Source organism: Nonomuraea sp. NPDC049309 (assembly GCF_043196965.1).
GTDB classification, from domain to species: Bacteria; Actinomycetota; Actinomycetes; order Streptosporangiales; family Streptosporangiaceae; genus Nonomuraea; species Nonomuraea fastidiosa.
This window is the reverse complement of sequence record NZ_JBICSH010000003.1, coordinates 436,952-454,733: the sequence shown is the minus strand read 5'-3', so window position 1 is coordinate 454,733 and position 17,782 is coordinate 436,952. Positions and strand designations below refer to the sequence as shown.

18 protein-coding genes are annotated in these 17,782 nt (G+C 71.4%); 3 read left to right on the top strand and 15 right to left on the bottom strand.

Annotated features, from left to right (window positions below; genetic code table 11):
* Nucleotides 1-509 precede the first annotated feature (509 nt).
* On the bottom strand, nt 510-1,319 hold the full coding sequence (locus ACGFIM_RS22800; RefSeq protein ID WP_393203290.1) for a L,D-transpeptidase family protein: 810 nt from the start codon (nt 1,317-1,319) through the stop codon (nt 510-512).
* 140 nt (nt 1,320-1,459) lie between these two features.
* On the opposite strand from ACGFIM_RS22800, the gene ACGFIM_RS22795 reads away from it, so the two are divergent.
* Complete coding sequence (locus ACGFIM_RS22795; RefSeq protein ID WP_393203288.1) at nt 1,460-2,098, top strand: GNAT family N-acetyltransferase; 639 nt, start codon at nt 1,460-1,462, stop codon at nt 2,096-2,098.
* Between the two features lie 144 nt (nt 2,099-2,242).
* On the opposite strand, the gene ACGFIM_RS22790 is transcribed toward ACGFIM_RS22795, so the two are convergent.
* From ACGFIM_RS22790 to ACGFIM_RS22780, 3 genes are read right to left on the bottom strand one after another with little or no spacing between them, the layout of a single operon-like run.
* Complete coding sequence (locus tag ACGFIM_RS22790; RefSeq protein WP_393203286.1) at nt 2,243-4,204, bottom strand: acetoacetate--CoA ligase; 1,962 nt, start codon at nt 4,202-4,204, stop codon at nt 2,243-2,245.
* 59 nt (nt 4,205-4,263) lie between these two features.
* Nucleotides 4,264-5,121 carry a serine hydrolase gene (locus tag ACGFIM_RS22785; protein ID WP_393203284.1) on the bottom strand — a complete coding sequence of 286 codons (858 nt, stop codon included), beginning with the start codon at nt 5,119-5,121 and terminating at the stop codon, nt 4,264-4,266.
* On the bottom strand, nt 5,118-6,035 hold the full coding sequence (locus ACGFIM_RS22780) for a LysR family transcriptional regulator (RefSeq protein WP_393203282.1): 918 nt from the start codon (nt 6,033-6,035) through the stop codon (nt 5,118-5,120). The genes ACGFIM_RS22785 and ACGFIM_RS22780 overlap by 4 nt, the downstream gene beginning before the upstream one ends.
* 87 nt (nt 6,036-6,122) lie before the next feature.
* Between ACGFIM_RS22780 and ACGFIM_RS22775 the strand changes: the two genes are divergently transcribed.
* A complete protein-coding gene (locus tag ACGFIM_RS22775; protein ID WP_393203280.1) occupies nt 6,123-7,694 on the top strand; it encodes a penicillin-binding transpeptidase domain-containing protein in 1,572 nt (523 codons plus the stop codon).
* Nucleotides 7,695-7,706: 12 nt separating this feature from the next.
* Here the strand turns inward: ACGFIM_RS22775 and ACGFIM_RS22770 are convergent, their stop codons facing one another.
* The 11 genes from ACGFIM_RS22770 to ACGFIM_RS22720 all read right to left on the bottom strand — a co-directional run bounded on the left by ACGFIM_RS22770 (nt 7,707) and on the right by ACGFIM_RS22720 (nt 16,881).
* Complete coding sequence (locus ACGFIM_RS22770) at nt 7,707-8,459, bottom strand: HAD family hydrolase (protein ID WP_393203278.1); 753 nt, start codon at nt 8,457-8,459, stop codon at nt 7,707-7,709.
* 119 nt (nt 8,460-8,578) lie between these two features.
* Entirely contained in the window at nt 8,579-9,205 is a 627-nt protein-coding gene (locus ACGFIM_RS22765) for an HAD family hydrolase (protein WP_393203276.1), read from the bottom strand.
* Between the two features lie 496 nt (nt 9,206-9,701).
* On the bottom strand, nt 9,702-10,142 hold the full coding sequence (locus tag ACGFIM_RS22760) for a DUF2690 domain-containing protein (protein ID WP_393203274.1): 441 nt from the start codon (nt 10,140-10,142) through the stop codon (nt 9,702-9,704).
* A 127-nt stretch (nt 10,143-10,269) separates the two neighbouring features.
* Nucleotides 10,270-10,776, bottom strand: coding sequence for a DUF6912 family protein (locus ACGFIM_RS22755; protein WP_393203272.1), 507 nt, complete (start codon nt 10,774-10,776; stop codon nt 10,270-10,272).
* A gap of 90 nt (nt 10,777-10,866) precedes the next feature.
* The gene (locus ACGFIM_RS22750; RefSeq protein WP_393203270.1) at nt 10,867-11,511 is read right to left on the bottom strand and encodes an HAD family hydrolase; all 645 of its coding nucleotides are present in this window, start codon (nt 11,509-11,511) and stop codon (nt 10,867-10,869) included.
* Nucleotides 11,512-11,572: 61 nt separating this feature from the next.
* Nucleotides 11,573-12,868, bottom strand: a complete 1,296-nt coding sequence (nagZ, locus tag ACGFIM_RS22745; protein WP_393203268.1) for a beta-N-acetylhexosaminidase — start codon at nt 12,866-12,868, stop codon at nt 11,573-11,575.
* Nucleotides 12,869-13,006: 138 nt separating this feature from the next.
* On the bottom strand, nt 13,007-14,674 hold the full coding sequence (gene ptsP / locus ACGFIM_RS22740; RefSeq protein WP_393203266.1) for a phosphoenolpyruvate--protein phosphotransferase: 1,668 nt from the start codon (nt 14,672-14,674) through the stop codon (nt 13,007-13,009).
* Nucleotides 14,671-14,931, bottom strand: coding sequence for an HPr family phosphocarrier protein (locus ACGFIM_RS22735; protein ID WP_393203264.1), 261 nt, complete (start codon nt 14,929-14,931; stop codon nt 14,671-14,673). Before ACGFIM_RS22735 ends, ptsP begins: the two co-directional genes overlap by 4 nt.
* A 183-nt stretch (nt 14,932-15,114) precedes the next feature.
* Nucleotides 15,115-15,561 carry a PTS glucose transporter subunit IIA gene (locus ACGFIM_RS22730; RefSeq protein ID WP_393203262.1) on the bottom strand — a complete coding sequence of 149 codons (447 nt, stop codon included), beginning with the start codon at nt 15,559-15,561 and terminating at the stop codon, nt 15,115-15,117.
* 10 nt (nt 15,562-15,571) lie between these two features.
* Nucleotides 15,572-15,808: a glucose PTS transporter subunit EIIB gene (locus ACGFIM_RS22725; protein ID WP_393203260.1), complete on the bottom strand. Its 237-nt coding sequence runs from the start codon at nt 15,806-15,808 to the stop codon at nt 15,572-15,574.
* Nucleotides 15,809-15,846: 38 nt separating this feature from the next.
* On the bottom strand, nt 15,847-16,881 hold the full coding sequence (locus ACGFIM_RS22720) for an SIS domain-containing protein (protein WP_393203258.1): 1,035 nt from the start codon (nt 16,879-16,881) through the stop codon (nt 15,847-15,849).
* Between the two features lie 127 nt (nt 16,882-17,008).
* Between ACGFIM_RS22720 and ACGFIM_RS22715 the strand changes: the two genes are divergently transcribed.
* Nucleotides 17,009-17,749 (top strand): GntR family transcriptional regulator, encoded by a 741-nt coding sequence (locus ACGFIM_RS22715; RefSeq protein WP_393203256.1) that lies wholly within the window; start codon nt 17,009-17,011, stop codon nt 17,747-17,749.
* Nucleotides 17,750-17,782 lie beyond the last annotated feature (33 nt).

Genomic DNA, 17,782 nt, shown 5'->3' with positions numbered 1-17,782 from the left:
GGCGACGGCTCCCCATCGCCCGGCCTTTCGCGCCGCTCACCCGCTCGCCCTGCCGCCCTCCACCTCCGAGAGCAGGCATGGCCCAGACCGGCAAAGGAAGGGCGACCACAGCCCGAGCCGCCCATCGCCGACGACGCCGGCCGGCCTTTCGTGCGGCCCGGGTGCCACCGCCCCCGGGACCGGCCAAGCCCAGCCCCGCAGCCACAACGACACCGCCCCCGGAACGACCGACCCCACGCACACAGCCACCACGGCCCCACAGCCGGAATGGCCGCCCCACGCGCACAGCCGCACGACACCACACCCGGAACGACCGACCCCACGCACACGGCCACCACGGCCCCACAGCCGGAATGGCCGCCCCACGCGCGCAGCCGTGACGGCGCCACGCCTGAAATGGCCGCTCTATGCGCGCGGGCCGGAACGATTTCGTGCCGGGAATGGCGGGCCGGGGACGCGCCGCAGACGGGCACGAGAAATGTCACTATGGTCCGAAATTTCGAGAAATTTCATCGGAAGGCGCGCACCGAAAACTTCCCCCGCACGTGCACCGGCTCCCCGATCTTCACCATCCGGTACAGCCGCTTGGACGTCTCGAGCGGCAGCCGCACGCACCCGTGCGAGGCCGGCCGCAGCGGGACCTTCGTCGAGCCGTGCATGGCGATGGCCCCGGTGAAGTAGAGCGAATTGAACATCGACCCGAGCGGCCCGGTCGTCCAGCCGGGTGCGCGGCGCAGCACGCGGAAGTCGCCGACCGGCGTGATGGCGTTGCCGCAGCGCCCGCTATGGCAGTAGCGCACCTCGGCGCCGCTGGAGATGTGCGAGATCAGCGCGGGCCTGCGGTTGCGGTAGACGACGAGCAGCTGCCTGGTGAGATTGATCTCGACCCGGTTGGCCGCGCCGTTCGGCACCAGCACCCGGTGCTTGATGGGCTTGTCCAGCGCCGACAGCATCTTCGGCCCGACCTGGTTGCTGAGCTGCATGCGCTTGTGCTTCTGGAACGCCCAGACGGCGAACTTGGTCTGCTCGTCGTACTTGCCGTTGATGGGCCCGAAGTAGTAGCGGCCGCGGTGGAGCTTGCGCTGCAGCGTGCGGACGGCCTCGCCCTTGTCCCCCGGCCGGAGCAGGACGGGCTTGCGCTCCGCCTCCTCCTCGGTCGCCGTGCTCTCTGCGGGCGGCGGCGGGCTGAGGAGCCGAACGGCCCCCGCGGCGGACGCGGCGCTCGACGTCGCGGCGGAGGCGGGCAGCGGGGTCGCGGTGAACGGGACGACGCCGGCGGACAGAGCGAACACTGTGAATGTCTGAAGCTTTATCGTCATAAATCGACGCTACCCAGACACCAGAGAATTCATGGTTTTGTCGAGGAAAAGACGCGGCTAATATCGAGATTCAGGAAAATGCGCTTTTGTCGGAAAAATGACTCGCGCGGCCTCCCCCGCGTCTGGCAGCATCCCGTGCCATGCGTAACTGGCCGCTCTTCGAGCTAAAGATCACCACCCCGAACCTCAGCCTGCACGTCCCTTCCCTGGAGGAGCTCGACGAGCTGGCCGACCGTGCCGCCGACGGCGTGCACGAGGAGGGGCAGATGCCGTTCATATTCCCGTGGACCGAGGGCACGCCGGCCGAGCGCGCACAGCGCACGATCCAGTACCACTTCTCCACCTGGGGCCGCTTCAGCGCCGACGAGTGGGCGATCGAGTTCGTCGTCGTACGCGACGGCCAGGTCCTCGGCGTTCAGGGCGTGACGGCGAGCGACTTCCGCGTGCTGAAGGAGGTCAAGACCGGCTCCTGGCTGGGCAGGCCCTTCCAGGGGCAGGGCGTGGGCACCGAGATGCGCCAGGCGGTGCTGCACTTCGCGTTCGCCGGTCTCGGCGCCCGGTACGCGCTGACGGAGGCGTTCGACGACAACCCCGCCTCCCTGCGCGTCACGCGCAAGCTCGGCTACCACGACGACGGCTTCAGCCTGATCAAGCGCGGCGGCGAGCCGGTCGTCAGCCACCGCTTCCGCCTGCCCAGGGAGGACTGGAAGGAGCAGCCCGGGTTCGAGATCCACGGCCTGGACGCGTGCCTGCCCCTGTTCGGCCTGGACAAGGACTGACCCGCGCCCATCCGGGGCGGGCCCGCGCCGGACCCGGACGGACCCGCCCCGAACCCGAGCCGGCCTGTCCCGAACCAGAGCGTCCCGGGCCCGAACCCGAGCCGACCTGTTTCGAACCCGAGCCCGAGCCGGGGTGAGCCCGCGTCAGTCCCGGGTGAAGTGGGGCAGCACCTCCGGGTTGGCCATGGCGTCGGGGTTGGCGGCCTTCTCGATGGGCGTGCCGAGCAGGATCTTGCGTACGGGCACCTCGAGCTTCTTGCCCGACAGCGTCCGGGGGATGCCCGGCACCACCCGGATCTCGTCGGGCACGTGGCGCGGCGACAGCTCCGTGCGCAGGGCGGTGCGCAGCTCGCGTTCGAGCTCGTCGGTCAGCTCGGCCTGCTCGGCGAGCGTGACGAAGAGCAGCAGCCTGCCCTCCTGTCCGAGCTGGCCGGTGTCGATGACGAGGCTGTCGGCGATCTCGTCGAAGCGCTCGACCACCCGGTAGAACTCGCTGGTGCCCATGCGGACGCCGCCCCGGTTGAGCGTGGAGTCGGAGCGCCCGTAGATGACGCAGCTGCCGTCCTCGTTGATCTTGATCCAGTCGCCGTGCCGCCAGACGCCGGGGTAGACGTCGAAGTAGCTCTCGGTGTAGCGGCGGCCGTCGGGGTCGTTCCAGAAGCAGACCGGCATCGACGGCATCGGCTGGGTAACCACCAGCTCGCCCACCTCGCCGATCACCGGCTTGCCCGCCGGGTCGTACGACTCCACCTTCGCCCCCAGCGACCGGCACGGGATGATCCCGGCCCTGACGGGATGGAGCAGGGTCGCCCCGACGAACCCGGTGCACACGTCGGTGCCGCCGGAGAACGACCCCAGCGGCGTGCCGGGGAGCTGGGCCGCGAGCCAGGCGAAGCCCTCGGGCGGCAGCGGCGAGCCGGTCGAGCCGACCCCGCGCAGCTTCTCCAGCCCTTCCAGGCGCAGCCCGGCCTTGAGCGAGGCCATGATGTACGGCGCCCCCACCCCGAAGTACGTCACCCCCTCCGAGGCGGCGACGCGCCACAGCGCGTCCGGCGACGGATGCGTGGCCGAGCCGTCGTAGAGCACGGGCGTGGCGCCCACCAGCAGCGCGCCGATGAGGTAGTTCCACATCATCCAGCCCGTGGTGGTGTACCAGAAGAACACATCGCCGGGCCCGAGGTCCTGGTGGAAGGTGAGCGCCTTGAGGTGTTCGAGCACCACGCCGCCGTGGCCGTGCACGATCGGCTTGGGCAGCCCGGTCGTGCCGCTGGAGTAGAGGATCCACAGCGGGTGGTCGAACGGCACCCGCTCGAACTCCAGCGGCCCCGCCTCGGCCCGCAGCCCTTCCCAGCCGATGACCTCGCCGTGCGGCACCTCGGCGGTGCGGGCGGCGGCCGGCTCGGCCTGCTGCGGCGCGCGGCCCTCGTCGGCGGCGGCCAGGTAGGGGATCCACACGGTGGCGCGCAGCGAGGGCAGCGCGGCGGCGATCTCGTTGACGGCGGCGGAGCGGTCGAAGCTCTTGCCGTTGTAGTGGTAGCCGTCGACGGCGATGAGCACCTTCGGCTCGATCTGTTTGAACCGGTCGACGATGGACGGCACGCCGAAGTCAGGCGAACCGGCCGACCAGATCGCCCCCAGCGACGCCGTGGCCAGGAAGGCGATCAGCGCCTGCGGGATGTTGGGCACGTAGGCGGCCACCCGGTCGCCGCGGCCGACGCCGAGCCTGATGAGACCGGCCCGCACCCGCGCGACCTCCTCACGCAGCTCGGCCCTGCTCATCTCCTGCCGGCCGCCGTCCTCGCCCAGGAAGATCAGCCCGGGGCCGTCGTCGTGGCGCAAGGCGTTCTCGGCGTAGTTGAGGCTCGCGCCGGCGAACCATCGGGCGCCGGGCATCGTGCCCGACAGCACCGGCCCGTCGCCGCGCTCGCCGATCACCTCGAAGTAGTCCCAGATCGACGTCCAGAACGCGGCGGGATCGTCGACCGACCACCGCCACACGTCCTCGTAGTCCTCCGACCGGCCCAGCCACTTCAGGTAGCGGGTCAGCCTGGCCGATGCGACCACCTCGTCGTCCGGCTCCCAGAGAAGCTCGCCCTCAGCAACCATGTCACTCATCCTGTCGCCCGTACGGAGGAATGTCATACCCGGCACTCCCCCATAACTTGCTACCTCCGTAGGTGGTCCACCGCCATACGCGCGGCGGTGCCGATCACCGCGTCGGCGCGCGGCTGGTTGAGCGCGGTGCTGAACGACCGGGTGAACACCGACACCGCGTACCGGCGGCCGTCGGGGTACTCCACGACGCCCGACTCGCAGCGCAGCGTCGGGAAGGTGCCGGTCTTGCCGCTGACGGCCACGTCGTCGTACGGGAAGCCGGAGGCCAGCCGGTGCGGCCAGACCTGCATGTTGAGCACGCTGCGCATCCACGCGCACGACTCGGCGGACGCGGCCTCGTCGCGCCAGATCAGCTCGAACAGCCGGACCATCTCGCGCGGCGTGCTGCGGTTGGTGCGCTCCGGGTCGAGCACGCTGAGCCGGGCGATGTCCTCCGGGTCGAGGTACGGCCAGGCGTGCCCGGCGTCCTCGCGCATGCGCGCGTTGGCCTCACCCGCGCCCTGCACGACCCGCGTACGCGTGAGCCCGAACCCGTCCAGCATGGCGTTGACCGCGTCGCACCCGATCAGGCCGAGCAGCGTGTCGGCCGACGTGTTGTCGCTGACCGCGATCATCAGGTACGCGAGGTCGCGCAGCGACATCGTCACGTCGTCGAGCATCGCCGCGATCCCGGTCGGCCCCGGCACGCGGCCCTCGGCGGGCACCGTGACCCGGTCGGTCAGGACGAGCCGCCCGGCGTCGGCCTGGCGGCAGAGCTCCACCAGCAGCGGCACCTTGAACATCGAGGCCGTCGGCAGCGGCTCGTCCGGCCCGTGGCCGACGTCGTGACCGGTGTCGATGTCGGCCGCGTACAGCCACCCGGTCACGCCGGCGCGGGTGAACAGGGCGTCGAAGTCGGGCGGGGTCATGCCAGCATCCCCGGCCTTCGGCTGACCCGCCGCTGGGGCGCGAGGCCGTGCTCGGTCATCCCGGCGCTCTCCTTCAACGTCCGTACGGCCACGGCCGAGAAGCCCGCGGTCGCGGCCGTCTCCGTGCGCCAGGCCGTGGAGACCCGGCTCGCGATCGGCGAGCCTAGCAGCGGCCGCCAGGCCAGTCCCGGCAGTTCCATCCTCGGGCCGAACGCCACCGCCGCCCCCGCGAGCACCAGGCCGAGCCCGGCACCGTCGTGCACCTGCGCGGGGACGAAGCCGTGGCGGCGGCACTCCGACAGCACCTCGGCCCGCCAGCCCGGCTCGCCCTCCTGGGGCGGCAGCAGCAGCTCGCGGCCCGCCAGATCGGCCAGATGCACCTCGCCGACGGCGGTCAGCGGATCGCTCTCGGACAGCAGCACGCCCTGCGCCTGCACGAGCGTCCGGCCGAAGCGCAGTCCGGGCGCGGCGACGGGATGGCGGACGAGCCCGACGTCGATCGTGCCCTCCGCCAGGGCCGTCACCTGGTCGGCGGTCCAGATCTCGGCGGGCGCGAGGCGTACGTCCGGGCTGGCCGCGCGGAAGTTCGCCACCAGGGCCGCCAGCACGGAGGCGGCCAGGTCGGGCGGCACGCCGACCTTGAGCACCGCGCCGCCGCCCTGTCTGGCCAGCTCGTGCAGCCGTTCGACGCGGGAGACGATCTCGCGGGCCTCGCCCAGCAGCAGCCGGCCCTCCTCGGTGAGCCGCACCTGGCGGGCGGAACGGTCGAACAGCCGTACGCCCAGCTCCTCCTCCAGCCGTTTGATGCGCTGGCTGAGCGGCGGCTGGGCCATGCCGAGCCGGATCGCCGCGTTGCCGAAGTGCAGTTCCTCCGCGACCACGATGAAGTAGCGGAGGTGCCGAACGAGGTCCATGACCAGCAAATATATCCAGATTTATATCTAGATGTCCCTCATATCAATATTGGACACTATTACTCCCGCTCTGGTGTCCTCTGCGGCATGGCACAGCGAACGGGGAGAATTTACGGCAGGCGTCACCGCAGGCCATGGCTCTGGATCGGGGCGGGGCTGCTGGTCCCGGTCGTCGCGGCGGGCGGCGTCATCTGGGCGACATGGACCCAGGGCTCGCCCGAGGAGACCGCCGACCGCTACCTGGCGGCCTGGACAGCCCAGGACTACGCCACCATGCGGGGCCTGGTCGCCGACCCGCCGGCCGGCTTCGAGCGCGCCCACCGCGACTTCCGTACCGGGCTCAAGCTGACCGGCGCGACCTTCCAGCGCGGCGACCGGAGCGCGCACGACGGCGTCATCGCCTTCGACGCCGCCCTGCGCGGCCCGCGCGACCTCACCTACACCGGACGGCTGCGCCTGGTCGAGCGCGACCGCTCATGGAAGGTGTCCTGGACGCCCGCCACCATGCACCCGCAGCTCAAGCCGGGCCTGTCGCTGCGCGCCGTCACGCGCGAGGCCGAGCCGGTACGCGTGCTCGCCGCCGACGGCACCCAGGTCAACGACCCCTCCGCGCCCGGCTCCGTGCAGCAGCTCATCGAGGGCATGAAGACGACCCTCCCCGAACGGTTCTCGACGCGCCGCCGTACCGTCATCGGCCTCTACCGGGGGAACGAGCCGGTGAAGATCCTGACCGGGGACGAGGGCGGTGAGCGGCCCATCCAGACCACGCTCGACCTCAAGGTGCACCGGGCGGGCGCGCAGGCTCTGAAGGGCGTGGACAAGCCGGTCTCGCTAGTGGCGCTGCGGGCCTCCACCGGGGAGATCCTGGCCGTGGTCAACGCGCCCGGCGGGTTCAACAGGGCGCTCATGGGCAAGTACCCGCCCGGCTCGACGTTCAAGGTCGTGACCGCCTCCGCCCTCGTCGCCGGCGGCATCCGGCCCGGTCAGCGGGTCGCCTGCCCGGGCGAGCAGAACATCGGCGGCTTCCCCTTCCACAACGCCGGCCACGAGGACTTCGGCACGCTGACGTTCCAGGACGCGTTCGCGCACTCCTGCAACACGACGTTCGGGCAGATGAGCGTCGACCGGCTGAACGGCGGCCGGCTCGGCGAGGTGGCCAGGAGCTTCGGCTTCGGCACGCCGATCACGCCCGGCGTGCCCGCCGTACGTGCCGAGTTCCCCGACCCCAAGGACGACACCGACCTCGCCTCCGCCGCCATCGGGCAGGGCCGGGTACTGGCCAGCCCGCTCAACATGGCCTCCGTCGCCGCCGCCATCGCCTCCGGCGCGTGGACCCCGCCCCGCCTGGTCGTCGGCGAGCGCATCCCCGATCAGCAGCCCGGCACGCCGCGCCCGCTGGAGAAGGGCGTCGTGAACGCGCTCCGCTCCCTCATGCCCGCCGTGGTGACGGACGGCACCGCGCACGACGTCAGCTTCCCGCCCGGCACGGCGGGCAAGACCGGGACCGCCGAGTACGGCTCGGGTAAGGAGCCGCCCGCGCACTCGTGGTTCATCGGCTACCGGGGCGACCTCGCGTTCTCCGTCATCGTGGAGGGCGGCGGCGCGGGCTCCGCCGTGGCCGCGCCGATCGCCGCCCGCTTCCTCAACGCCCTCTCGTGAGGTCCTGCGGGATCAGATCCCCCTGCTGTCCACCGGGCTGTCTACCGGCGAGGTCAGGGCCACGACCGCCTTCACCACCTCGGCGGCGTCGGACAGGTCGGGCAGCACGATGTCGGCCCCGGCCTCGCGCAGCTCGGACGCCATCGACCGCCCCGAGGCGACCCCGATCATCCCGGCCCCGCCGATCTTGGCCGCCTGCGCGTCACGGGTGGAGTCACCGATGACCACCGTGTTGGCCTTGGTGAACGGCGTGCCCAGCCGCTGCCTGGCCCGCGACTGCGCGACCTGCAGCAGCGTCGCCTTGGGGTAGACCTCCTCGCCGTAGCCGCCGAGCTCGAAATCGATGTACTTGTCGAGCCCGAACGCCTTCAGCTTGAGCACGGCGTTGCTCTTGATCGTGCCCGTGAGCACGGTCTGGACGACGCCGTCGACCCTGGAGACGGCCTTGAGCGCATCCTTCGCCCCGGCCATCATGCGGCCCTCCTTGGACAGCCGCCCGCGCCGGTCCGCGAAGGCCGCGGCCAGCTCCTTGAGGAACGCGGGCAGGTGGTCGTCCTCCGCCACGATCCCGTTGACGGCGAGCGTCTCGAAGATGATCTCCGAATCGGGGCGGCCGAGCGGGGGGACGAGCTTGACGAGCGGGCGCCCGGTCACGGCGCGGAACGCCTCCGCGTAGGCGTCTCTGGTCACGATCGAGACGTCGACCAGCGTCAGGTCGACGTTCCACAGCACAAGGCGGTTGATGGCGGCCTCCTGAAGGATCACTGCAAAGGTTAGGCCATCACGAGCCGCCGGGCCCCTCACCACGGGAAATCCGGCATGACCGGGCCATCGCGCGGGAGGGCCGGCGGGGTTCAGCCGGTCGGACGTGGCTCAGACGTGGCTCAGACGTGGTTCAGGGCGTCGGCGAGATGATCGACCACGGGGAAGCCGGTGCTCTCCAGCTCCTGCCTGGTCGTCATGCCGCCGGTGTAGAGCACGGCCCTCGCGCCCACGTGGCGGGCGGCCAGCCCGTCGTCCACGCTGTCGCCGATCACCAGCACCTGGGCGGGGTCGATGCCGAGTGCCTTGACGTGCTCGGCCATGTGCGCGGCCTTCTCGCCGCCGGTGGCGCCGCTGATGCCGTCGATCCTGGTGAAATGGCGGGTGATGCCGAACGACTCCACCTTCGGCACCAGGTGGGCGTGCGGGGCCATCGAGCAGAGCGACTGCGTGCCCGTCCAGCTCGCCAGCACCATCTCGGCGCCCGTGGCCAGCTCGCACACCTCGGCCAGCCGGAAGTAGTGCTCGTGGAAGCCGTCGTCGAGGCGCTTCCACTCGCCTTCGACGAGCGGGCGGCCCAGCAGGCGCTCGTACGCCACCCAGATGGGGCGCGTGTAGACCGCCCGGAAGCCGTCGGCGGTCAGCGGGGGAAGCTCGTACGGCTTGAAGACCTCGTTGGTGGCCCCTACGACAGCGTCGATGTCATGAAAAAGGGTGCCGTTCCAGTCCCAGATGATGTGCTGTGTCATGGCGGGCACAAGACTAAATGCCCGCCATGACATCTCCATGACACCCCCAACCGCCACCCCTCCGAGCGGAGCGACGGGCGGGCTCCCACCGCCGCGCGCCGGCGCGGAACGGCAACCGGACTCCCGCCACGGCACCTCGGGACCGGGCGGCGGCGGACCGCCTCCGGCGTGCACGCGGCGGCTTCGCGCCCGCCGGGAAACTGCACGCCGGACAACGGCCCGCCGGACAACTGCACGTCGCCTACGCCGTCAGGCAGGCCCAACGCCATCACGCAGGCCGGCCCGTCACAGGCCGGCCATCACGTAGGCCCGATGCCATCGCGCAGGCCAACCCATCAGGTGGGCGCAACCCGTCACGCAGCCCCGGCCGGCACGGGGGCAGGTCCTCAGCTCACCTCGCGCCTCCGGGAACGCCTGCCGGCTCGGGGCCCGTCTCAAGGGCGTGTCGCCTACGTGGCGGCGTTGCGCCCTGTGCGTGGGGTTCCAGGAGCGGCGATCAGCCGCAGGCCTTGCTGGTGCTGCCGGAGGCGTTCTGGCCGCCGCGGCCGCCGCCCCACTGGACGGACGCGCTGCCCCAGGCGCACATGTCCTTGCCGTAGAGCATGTCGCCCCAGTGCCGCCCGCCGTTGCCGGCCTTGAAGTTGAAGGAGTTGTGGCGGCCGTCGGCGGTGTAGACGTGGATGGTGCCGACCATGGTGGTGCCGACCTTGATCTCCGTCCAGTTGGTCTGGCACTTGCTGGACCACATGAGCTTGATCGTGCCCACCGTCCCGTGAGCCCGGCTGGTGATGTTGCCTGTGCGGACGGCACGGGCGTAGTTACCGCAGTGCGTCTTGTAGGGGTCCTGGTGGTCGTACGGCTTGAGTGCGGCGTGGGCCGGTGAGCCGGCCAGGAGGACCGCCGCCCCGAGGGCGACGGCCAGGACTCGACGCTTCACGTGCAAACCAACTCCCTGTCGTGGTTACTTTGCCGTGCCGAGTCATTGCGGGAAGTGACGATCACTAAACCCGGCCCTCCTCTGCCGTGATCCCACCGTTGGCAACCGGCGTGGAGTCAGGGATCCATCACCTGATGAGGTCAGGGATCTCCTGGGTCGCGTACCACATGAGCTCGTGGGCCTCGGCTCCGTCCACGGTGAAGCGGGCGTCGTCGTCGCCCGCGTCGGCGGCGGGCAGCGCGGCGATGGCGGCCTCGATGTCGGCCACCGCGTCGTGGTCGTCGATGTGCACCGCGGCGACCTTGGTCATCGGCACCACCCGCGACAGGCGGACCCGGCCGCGCTCCTCCAGGGCGGCGCCGGCGGTGACGCCCTTCTCGGGCACCTCGGCGGCGATCACGACACGCCGCGCGGGGGCGTCGACGCCGTCGGCGCGGTCGGCGGCCAGCATCCGCAGCGAGGCGCGGGCGGCCTCGGTGAGCGCGACGTATTCGAGCTCCTCGGTGTCGCCCGAGGCGTACCACTCGATCAGCGCGGGGGTCACCGCATAGCCGGTCAGCGGGGCCGGGCCCACCTCTCCGGCCTTCACCGCAGCAGCAAGAGCCGGGAGAGTACACGGCAGATAGACGCGCATGACGAACCTTTCCAGACGTGCGGGGCTCGACCAGGCGGGAGCCCGATCGCAACCTTACTGCCGGTCCCTGGTCACGACCGTGGCGGACGACTACTTCCGCAGGGTGAGCCGCAGCAGGCCCTCCAGCTGCGTGATCGTGGTGACGGGGTCACGGTGGTGTATGCCGTTGATGCCGAGGGCACGGGCGGCGGCGATGTTGGCCTCGATGTCGTCGATGAACACGCATTCCTCGCCGGGCAGGCCGATGAGGTCGAGCGCGTGGCGGAAGATGCGCTCCTCCGGCTTGCGCATGCCGACCTCGCCGGAGATGACCACCGCGTCGAACAGCTCGTCCCAGCCGTCGCGGGGGTAGGTGTTGGACCACGAGTTGGACAGCAGGCAGGTCTTCACGCCGTTGCCGCGGACCTCGCGCAGCATGTCGTACATGGCCTCGACCCGCTCGAAGCCCGCGAACATGCGCTCGAGCAGCCCTTCGGCGACCGGCGGCACGCCGTCGACGGTGAGCAGCCGGGCGGCCAGGTCGCGCTCGAAGGCGGCGCCGTCGATCTCGCCCCTTTCCAGCGCGTGGACGACGTTGTCGCCGTCGCCGCCGCGGTAGGCGTGGTCGATGAGCTCGCGCATCACCTTGTGGTAGTGGCCGGCGTCGATCCTGTCGGCGGCGATCCAGCGTGCGATGGCGTCGGACAGGCTGGTCGTCAGCACCCCGCCCCAGTCGATGAGCACACCCGTAACCATCGTTCCAGGGTAGAGCGTTGCGAAACGCTGTTTCACTCCCAAATCAGGGCGATAGGGAGCATCAGCCCCCGGCGCGGGCGGCGAGCTTGCGGTGCGCGGACGAGCGCAGCACGCCGGCCGCCTTCGCCGCGGAAGCGACGGGCGCCTCGGTGAGGAAGCCGCGCTTGTGCTTGAGCGTCAGCAGCCGGGTGACCGACTGGTCGAGCCGCTGCTCGGAGATGCGGCCCGACTTCACCGCCTTCAGCACCGCCTTGTACGCCTTGGGCAGGTCGTTGGGCATGAGCAGCAGGTCGGCCCCGGCCAGCACGGCCCGCACCGCGACCTCGCCGTCGTCGTACTTCTTGCGCGCGCCCGCCATGTTGAGCGCGTCGGTGGAGATGACGCCCTTGAAGCCCAGCTTCTCGCGCAGCAGGCCGGTCAGGATCGGCTTGGACAGCGTGGCCGGGTCGCCCGACGGATCGAGCTTGGGGAAGACGATGTGGGCGCTCATCACCGCGTCGACGCCCGCGTCGATGGCGGCCTTGAAGGGCGGCGCGTCGATGCGCTCCCACTGCGCCTTGGTGTGCTTGATGACCGGCAGCCCGGTGTGACTGTCGACGCTGGTGTCGCCGTGGCCGGGGAAGTGTTTGGCGGTCGCCGCGACCTTCGCATCGCCGAAGCCCTTGACCGCCGCCGCCACCAACGCCGCCACCCGCTTGGGGTCGTCGCCGTACGCGCGGCGGCCGATGACGGGGTTGCGCGGGTTGACGTTGACGTCGGCGACGGGCGCGAAGTCGAGGTTGACCCCGAGCGCACGCAGCTCCTCGCCGGTCGCCTTGGCCACCTCGCGGGCCAGGCCGGTGTCCTTGGTGTCGCCGATCGCGCCCTGGCCGGGGAACTTCGTCATCAGCGCCGACATGCGCGAGACCAGGCCGTTCTCCTGGTCGGTGCCGATGAGCAGCGGCACCTTGCCCGCGGCGCGCTGCAGGCCGTTGGTCAGCCCGACGACCTGCTTGGTGCTCTTGACGTTGTGGGGGAAGAGGATGACGCCGCCCAGGTGGTATTTCGCGATCACCTTGGCCGGGGTCTGCGCGCCGTAGCGCGCCTGGTTCTCACCCGAGGCGGAGCCGGCCGTGGTGCCGTAGAGGACGGGCATGAACAGCTGGCCGACCTTCTCCTCGGTGGTCAGGCGCGACAGGACCCGCTGGACCTCGCTCTGCGCGGGCGTCGTCGCGGCCGAAGGCGTCGCGGGCGCGCTGCTGCGCGCGGGCGGCGCGGCCTTGCCTCCGGTCGGCTCGGCCCCCGCGGGTCCGCCGCCACCGCCGCACGCGACGAGCGCGATCACCAGGAGTCCTGTCGTACCGATCCGTCGAAGCATGACTCCAAAGGTATCCACCCGACGACGCGTCCGGGCCCGCGCTCGCCCTCAGCGCAAGAACCCGGCCGCATGCAGCCCCGCGCCGCTGAAGGCCCCGCCCCGAGCCTCGAACTCGATCCCAGGGCGAGAACCCGGCCCCTACAGGCCGAGCCTGGCCAGGCCGGGCAGGTGGACGCGGGCCGCCGCGCGGGCGTCGGCCGCCGTGGGCTGCGCCCTGGCCGCCTCGGCCGCCGCACGGCACTGCTCCAGCGTGTGCGCGGCCAGCCCGGCGCGTACGCCGGCCAGCGCCGACGGCGCCATCGACAGCGACGTCACGCCCAGCCCGGCCAGGACGCACGCCAGCGCCGCGTCGGCGGCCGCCTCCCCGCACACCCCGCAGGGCTTGCCCGCCTGCCCGGCCGCGCCGGCGACCATGGCGACCAGGTCGAGCAGCGCCGGCTGCCAGGGGTCGTGCAGGCCGCTGACGGCGCCGAGCCCGCGGTCGGCGGCGAAGGCGTACTGGCTGAGGTCGTTGGTGCCGATGGAGACGAAGTCGACCTGGGAGAGCACGTCGGCGGCGCGCAGCGCGGCCGACGGGATCTCGATCATCACGCCGATCTCCAGCAGCCCCTTGTCGGCGCACTCCCTGGCGAACCAGGTGGCCTCCTCCGCCGTGGCCACCATCGGGGCCATCACCTGCAGCTCGGGCGCGGCCACCGCGGCCAGGGCGCTGAGCTGGACGTCCATCACCTCGGGCGCGCGTTTGAACAGGCGCAGCCCGCGCTCGCCCAGCGCCGGGTTCTGTTCGGCGGGCACGCTCATGAACGGCAGCGGCTTGTCCGCGCCGCCGTCGAGCATGCGCACGACCACCTTGCCGCCGGGGAAGGCGTCGAGCGCCGCACGGTAGGCGCCTACCTGCTCGTCCAGGGAGGGGGGCTCGGCGCGGTCGAGGAAGAGGAACTCGGTGCGGTAGAGGCCGATGCCCTCGGCGCCGGCGGCGAGCGCGGCGTCGATCTCGGCGGGGCCGCCGATGTTGGCGAGCAGCGGCACCGGATGGCCGTCCGCGGTCGCTCCTGGACCGGTCCACGACGCGAGCGCGGCCTGCCGGGCGGTCGCGGTGCCGACGGCGGCGGCCACGTCGGCGTCGGCGGGCGAGACGCGGACCTCGCCGGAGGTGCCGTCCACCATGACCTGGACGCCCGGCGGGATGCGGGTCGCGCCCTGGCAGGCCACGACGGCGGGCACGCCGATCGCCCTGGCCATGATGGCGGTGTGGCTGGTGGGGCCGCCCTCCTCGGTGACGAACGCGACGACGTCGTCCCTGGACAGCAGCGCGGTGTCGGCGGGCGCGAGGTCCTTGGCGACCAGCACGTACGGCTCCTCGGGCGCGACCGGCAGCCCCGGCAGCGCCTGCCCGTAGAGCAGCGCGATCACGCGGTCCCTGATGTCGCGCAGATCGGCGGCGCGCTCGCCCAGGTATCCACCGGATCCGGCGAGCACGTCCTGGTACTTCGAGAACGCCTCGAAGACCGCTCTGGGGGCGGCGAGCCCGCGGTCGATGAGCGAGCGCACCTTGACGACCAGCCCGGGGTCCTCGGCCATCAGCGCCTGGGCCTTGAGTATCTCCCCTGCCTCGCCGCCCGCCTGGTTGCCGCGGGCCTCGAGCTCGCCCGCGACCTGCTGGAGCGCGACCATGGCGCGCTCCTTCTCCTGCTCCGCCTCACCGGTGTAGGTGGCGCCCTCGGGGGGTTCGGGCACAGAGACGGTCAGCACGAAAGAGGGTCCGTGCCCGATGCCCGGGCTGACCCCCACCCCCCGCAGGTTCATGGCGCGCCGGCGATCGCGGCCAGCTCGTCGAGCACCTCTTCCGAGCCCTCGCCCTCCGCGGAGATCACCACGGTCTCGCCCTGACGGACGTCGAGCGCCATGATGGCGAGGATGCTCTTGCCGTTGACGGGCCCGCCACCGTGCGCCTTCTCGACCGTGATGTCCATCGGGGCCTGCTTGGCCCGCTGCACGAACGTCGCCGCGGGACGGGCGTGCAGCCCTACCTCAGCCGCCACGGTGACCTTGCGTTGCCCCATTGTCGTGCTCCTCCTTCTGCACCGGTCCAGACCGGCCGGACTTTCGTACGATCGCCCCAAGAAACGGGCGACCGACAATATTGTGACGGCTCACACGAGCCCTCCCGACTACCGTTGATGCCACCCCGGACACCTCTTATTCCCCGATAGCCGCCAAACTGCCCACCAGGGCGCAAACCACGCTCAAGCCCATTCGAAGAGCTGGTCCCCCGCGTGCACCGCCCCCTGCGTGACCTCGGTGACGGCGCCGGACAGCGCGTCGAGCGCGACGACCGGGCAGACCGGTGAGCGGCCGCCCGCCTCGATGACCGAGGGGTCCCAGGCGACCACGGGCTGACCGGCCGCGACCCGGTCGCCCTCCGACGCCAGCAGCTCGAACCCCTCCCCCTTGAGCTGCACGGTGTCGATGCCCAGGTGCACGAGCACGCCCTTGCCGTCGTCGCCGACGATGACGTACGCGTGCGGATGAAGTTTCACGATTTTTCCGGAAATGGGGGCCACGGCCTCGCCCGGCCCCCTGAGCGGGTCGATCGCCGCCCCCGGGCCGACCATGCCCGCCGAGAACACCGGATCGGGCACGGCCGCCAGGCCCACGGCCTCCCCCTCGACCGGGGCGAGAACAGTCGTCATGATCTCGCCCTTAGCCGATGACGTCCTCGATGTCGCTGGCTATCGTGTCCGCCTCAGGCCCGACGACGACCTGAACCACGTTGCCCGTGGCCATCACGCCGTGGGCGCCCGCGGCCTTCAGCGCCGCGGGATCGACCTTCGAGGCGTCGTGCACCTCCGTGCGCAGACGGGTGATGCACGGCTCGATGTCGATGATGTTGCCGGCGCCGCCCAGCGCGGCGATGATCGCGTTGACGTCCGCCGCCATCAGGTCCTCCCTAGGGTCGGCTCTGTGACCAGGCTAGATCAGTCGGTCTGGGTGACCTTGTTGAGGCCGCGCGGCGCGTCGGGGTCGATGCCGAGCCGGCGGGCCAGCGCCTCGGTGAGCAGCTGCCCCGGCACGATCAGGCCCATCGGGGCCACCCACTCGGGCAGGTCGGGGCCGTTCAGGCTGGCCGTGCCGACCCGCGACAGCGCGTCGCCGCCGCCGATCGTGTACGCGGCCGCCCCCGCCGCGACCACCCGCTCGGCCAGCGCCACCGTGCCCTGCAGCGTCGGGCTGTTCTCGGAGGCCACCAGCAGCGCCGGGGTGTCGGCGTCCACGACCGCGATCGGGCCGTGCAGCAGGTCGGCGTACGACAGGCCCATGGCGTGCAGGTAGCAGGCCTCCTTGAGCTTCAGCGCGGTCTCCAGCGCCGTGGAGAAGGCCATCCCGCGCCCCGAGACGACCACGCCCTGCTTGTCCAGCAGCCCCTCGACCACGGCCTCCAGGTCGCCGGGCTCGGCGATGAGCTTCTCCACCGCCTCGGGCACCCGCCGCAGGTCGTCCACGTTCACGTCCGCGCCCAGCCCGATCGCGAGCACGGCCAGCGCGGCGAGCTGCGTCGTGTACGTCTTGGTCGCCGGCACCGCCTTCTCCTCGCCGGCCACCGTGCACAGGGCCACGTCGGCGGCCTGCGCGAGCGGGCTCTGCTCACCGCCGTTGGTCACGGCCACGGTCTTGGCGCCGCAGTCCTTGGCCCACGCCAGCGTCTCGACGATCTCCTCGGTGCGTCCCGACTGGGAGATCGCGACGGCCAGCACGCCGTCGAGGTCGAGCCTGCGCTTGTACGTGGTCGCGATCGACGGGGCGGCCAGCGCCGCGAGGCGGCCCGCGTGCGCCTCGATGAGGTAGCGCCCGTACACTGCGGCGTTGTCAGAGGTGCCGCGCGCGATGAACAGCAACTGGCGGGTCTGCTCGCCGAGTGCGCCGATCTCGCCGGCCTTGGGGAGCAGGGAGTCCAGTGTGTCCCGCAGCGCCGTCGGCTGCTCGGCGATCTCGCTGCGCATTCTCGTGGTCATCTCGCGCTCATCCCTCAACTCATGCGGTGTTCAGACTTGCCGTCATACGCGACTTATGGTGGTCTAGTCCGGACTAGACCAGTACGAACCATAGCCCATGGCCTTGGCGGAGACGAGGGGAGGATCCGTGGCGCGCATCGATCCGGACAGCCCGGTGCCCAAATACTTCCAGCTTCGCGAGATCCTGCTGGACCTCATCGACAGCGACGAGCTCAGCATCGGTGCGGCCATTCCGTCCGAGCGCGAGCTCTGCCAGCGGTTCGGGCTGTCCAGGATGACCGTACGCCAGGCCGTCGACCACCTCGTCTCCGAGGGCAGGCTGCACCGGGTGCCCGGCAAGGGCACGTTCGTGGCCCGGCCGAAGATCGAGCTGGCCCTGCAGCTCACCTCGTTCACCGAGGACATGCGGGCGCGCGGCATGGTCCCGGGCTCGCGCGACCTCGACCGCCGCATCGTGCGCGCCAGCGCCCACCTGGCCAAGGAGCTGGGCATCCAGCCGGGCGAAGAGGTGCACTTCATCGAACGGCTGCGGACGGCCGACGGAGAGCCGCTGTCCATCGAACGCGCCCACATCCCGGTCAAGCTCGCACCGGACCTGGCAGACTACGACCTGTCAGATAAATCACTCTACGAGCTGCTGGAGCGCCGCTACGGACTCGTCATGGACGCCGGAGAGCTGACCATCGACGGCGGCCTGGCCGACCCCAGCGACGCCGACCTGCTGAAGCTGCCCAGGGGCGGCGCCGTCCTGCTGCTGCAGCGCCGGTCGTTCTCCGGCGGGGTCTGCGCCGAGCTGGGCGTGTCCACCTACCGCGCCGACCGCTACCAGCTGCGCACCTCCCTGGAGATGCCGGCCCGCCGGGGCTGACCCGAGCCCGCCCGGTTCGCCGCGCTCGTACGA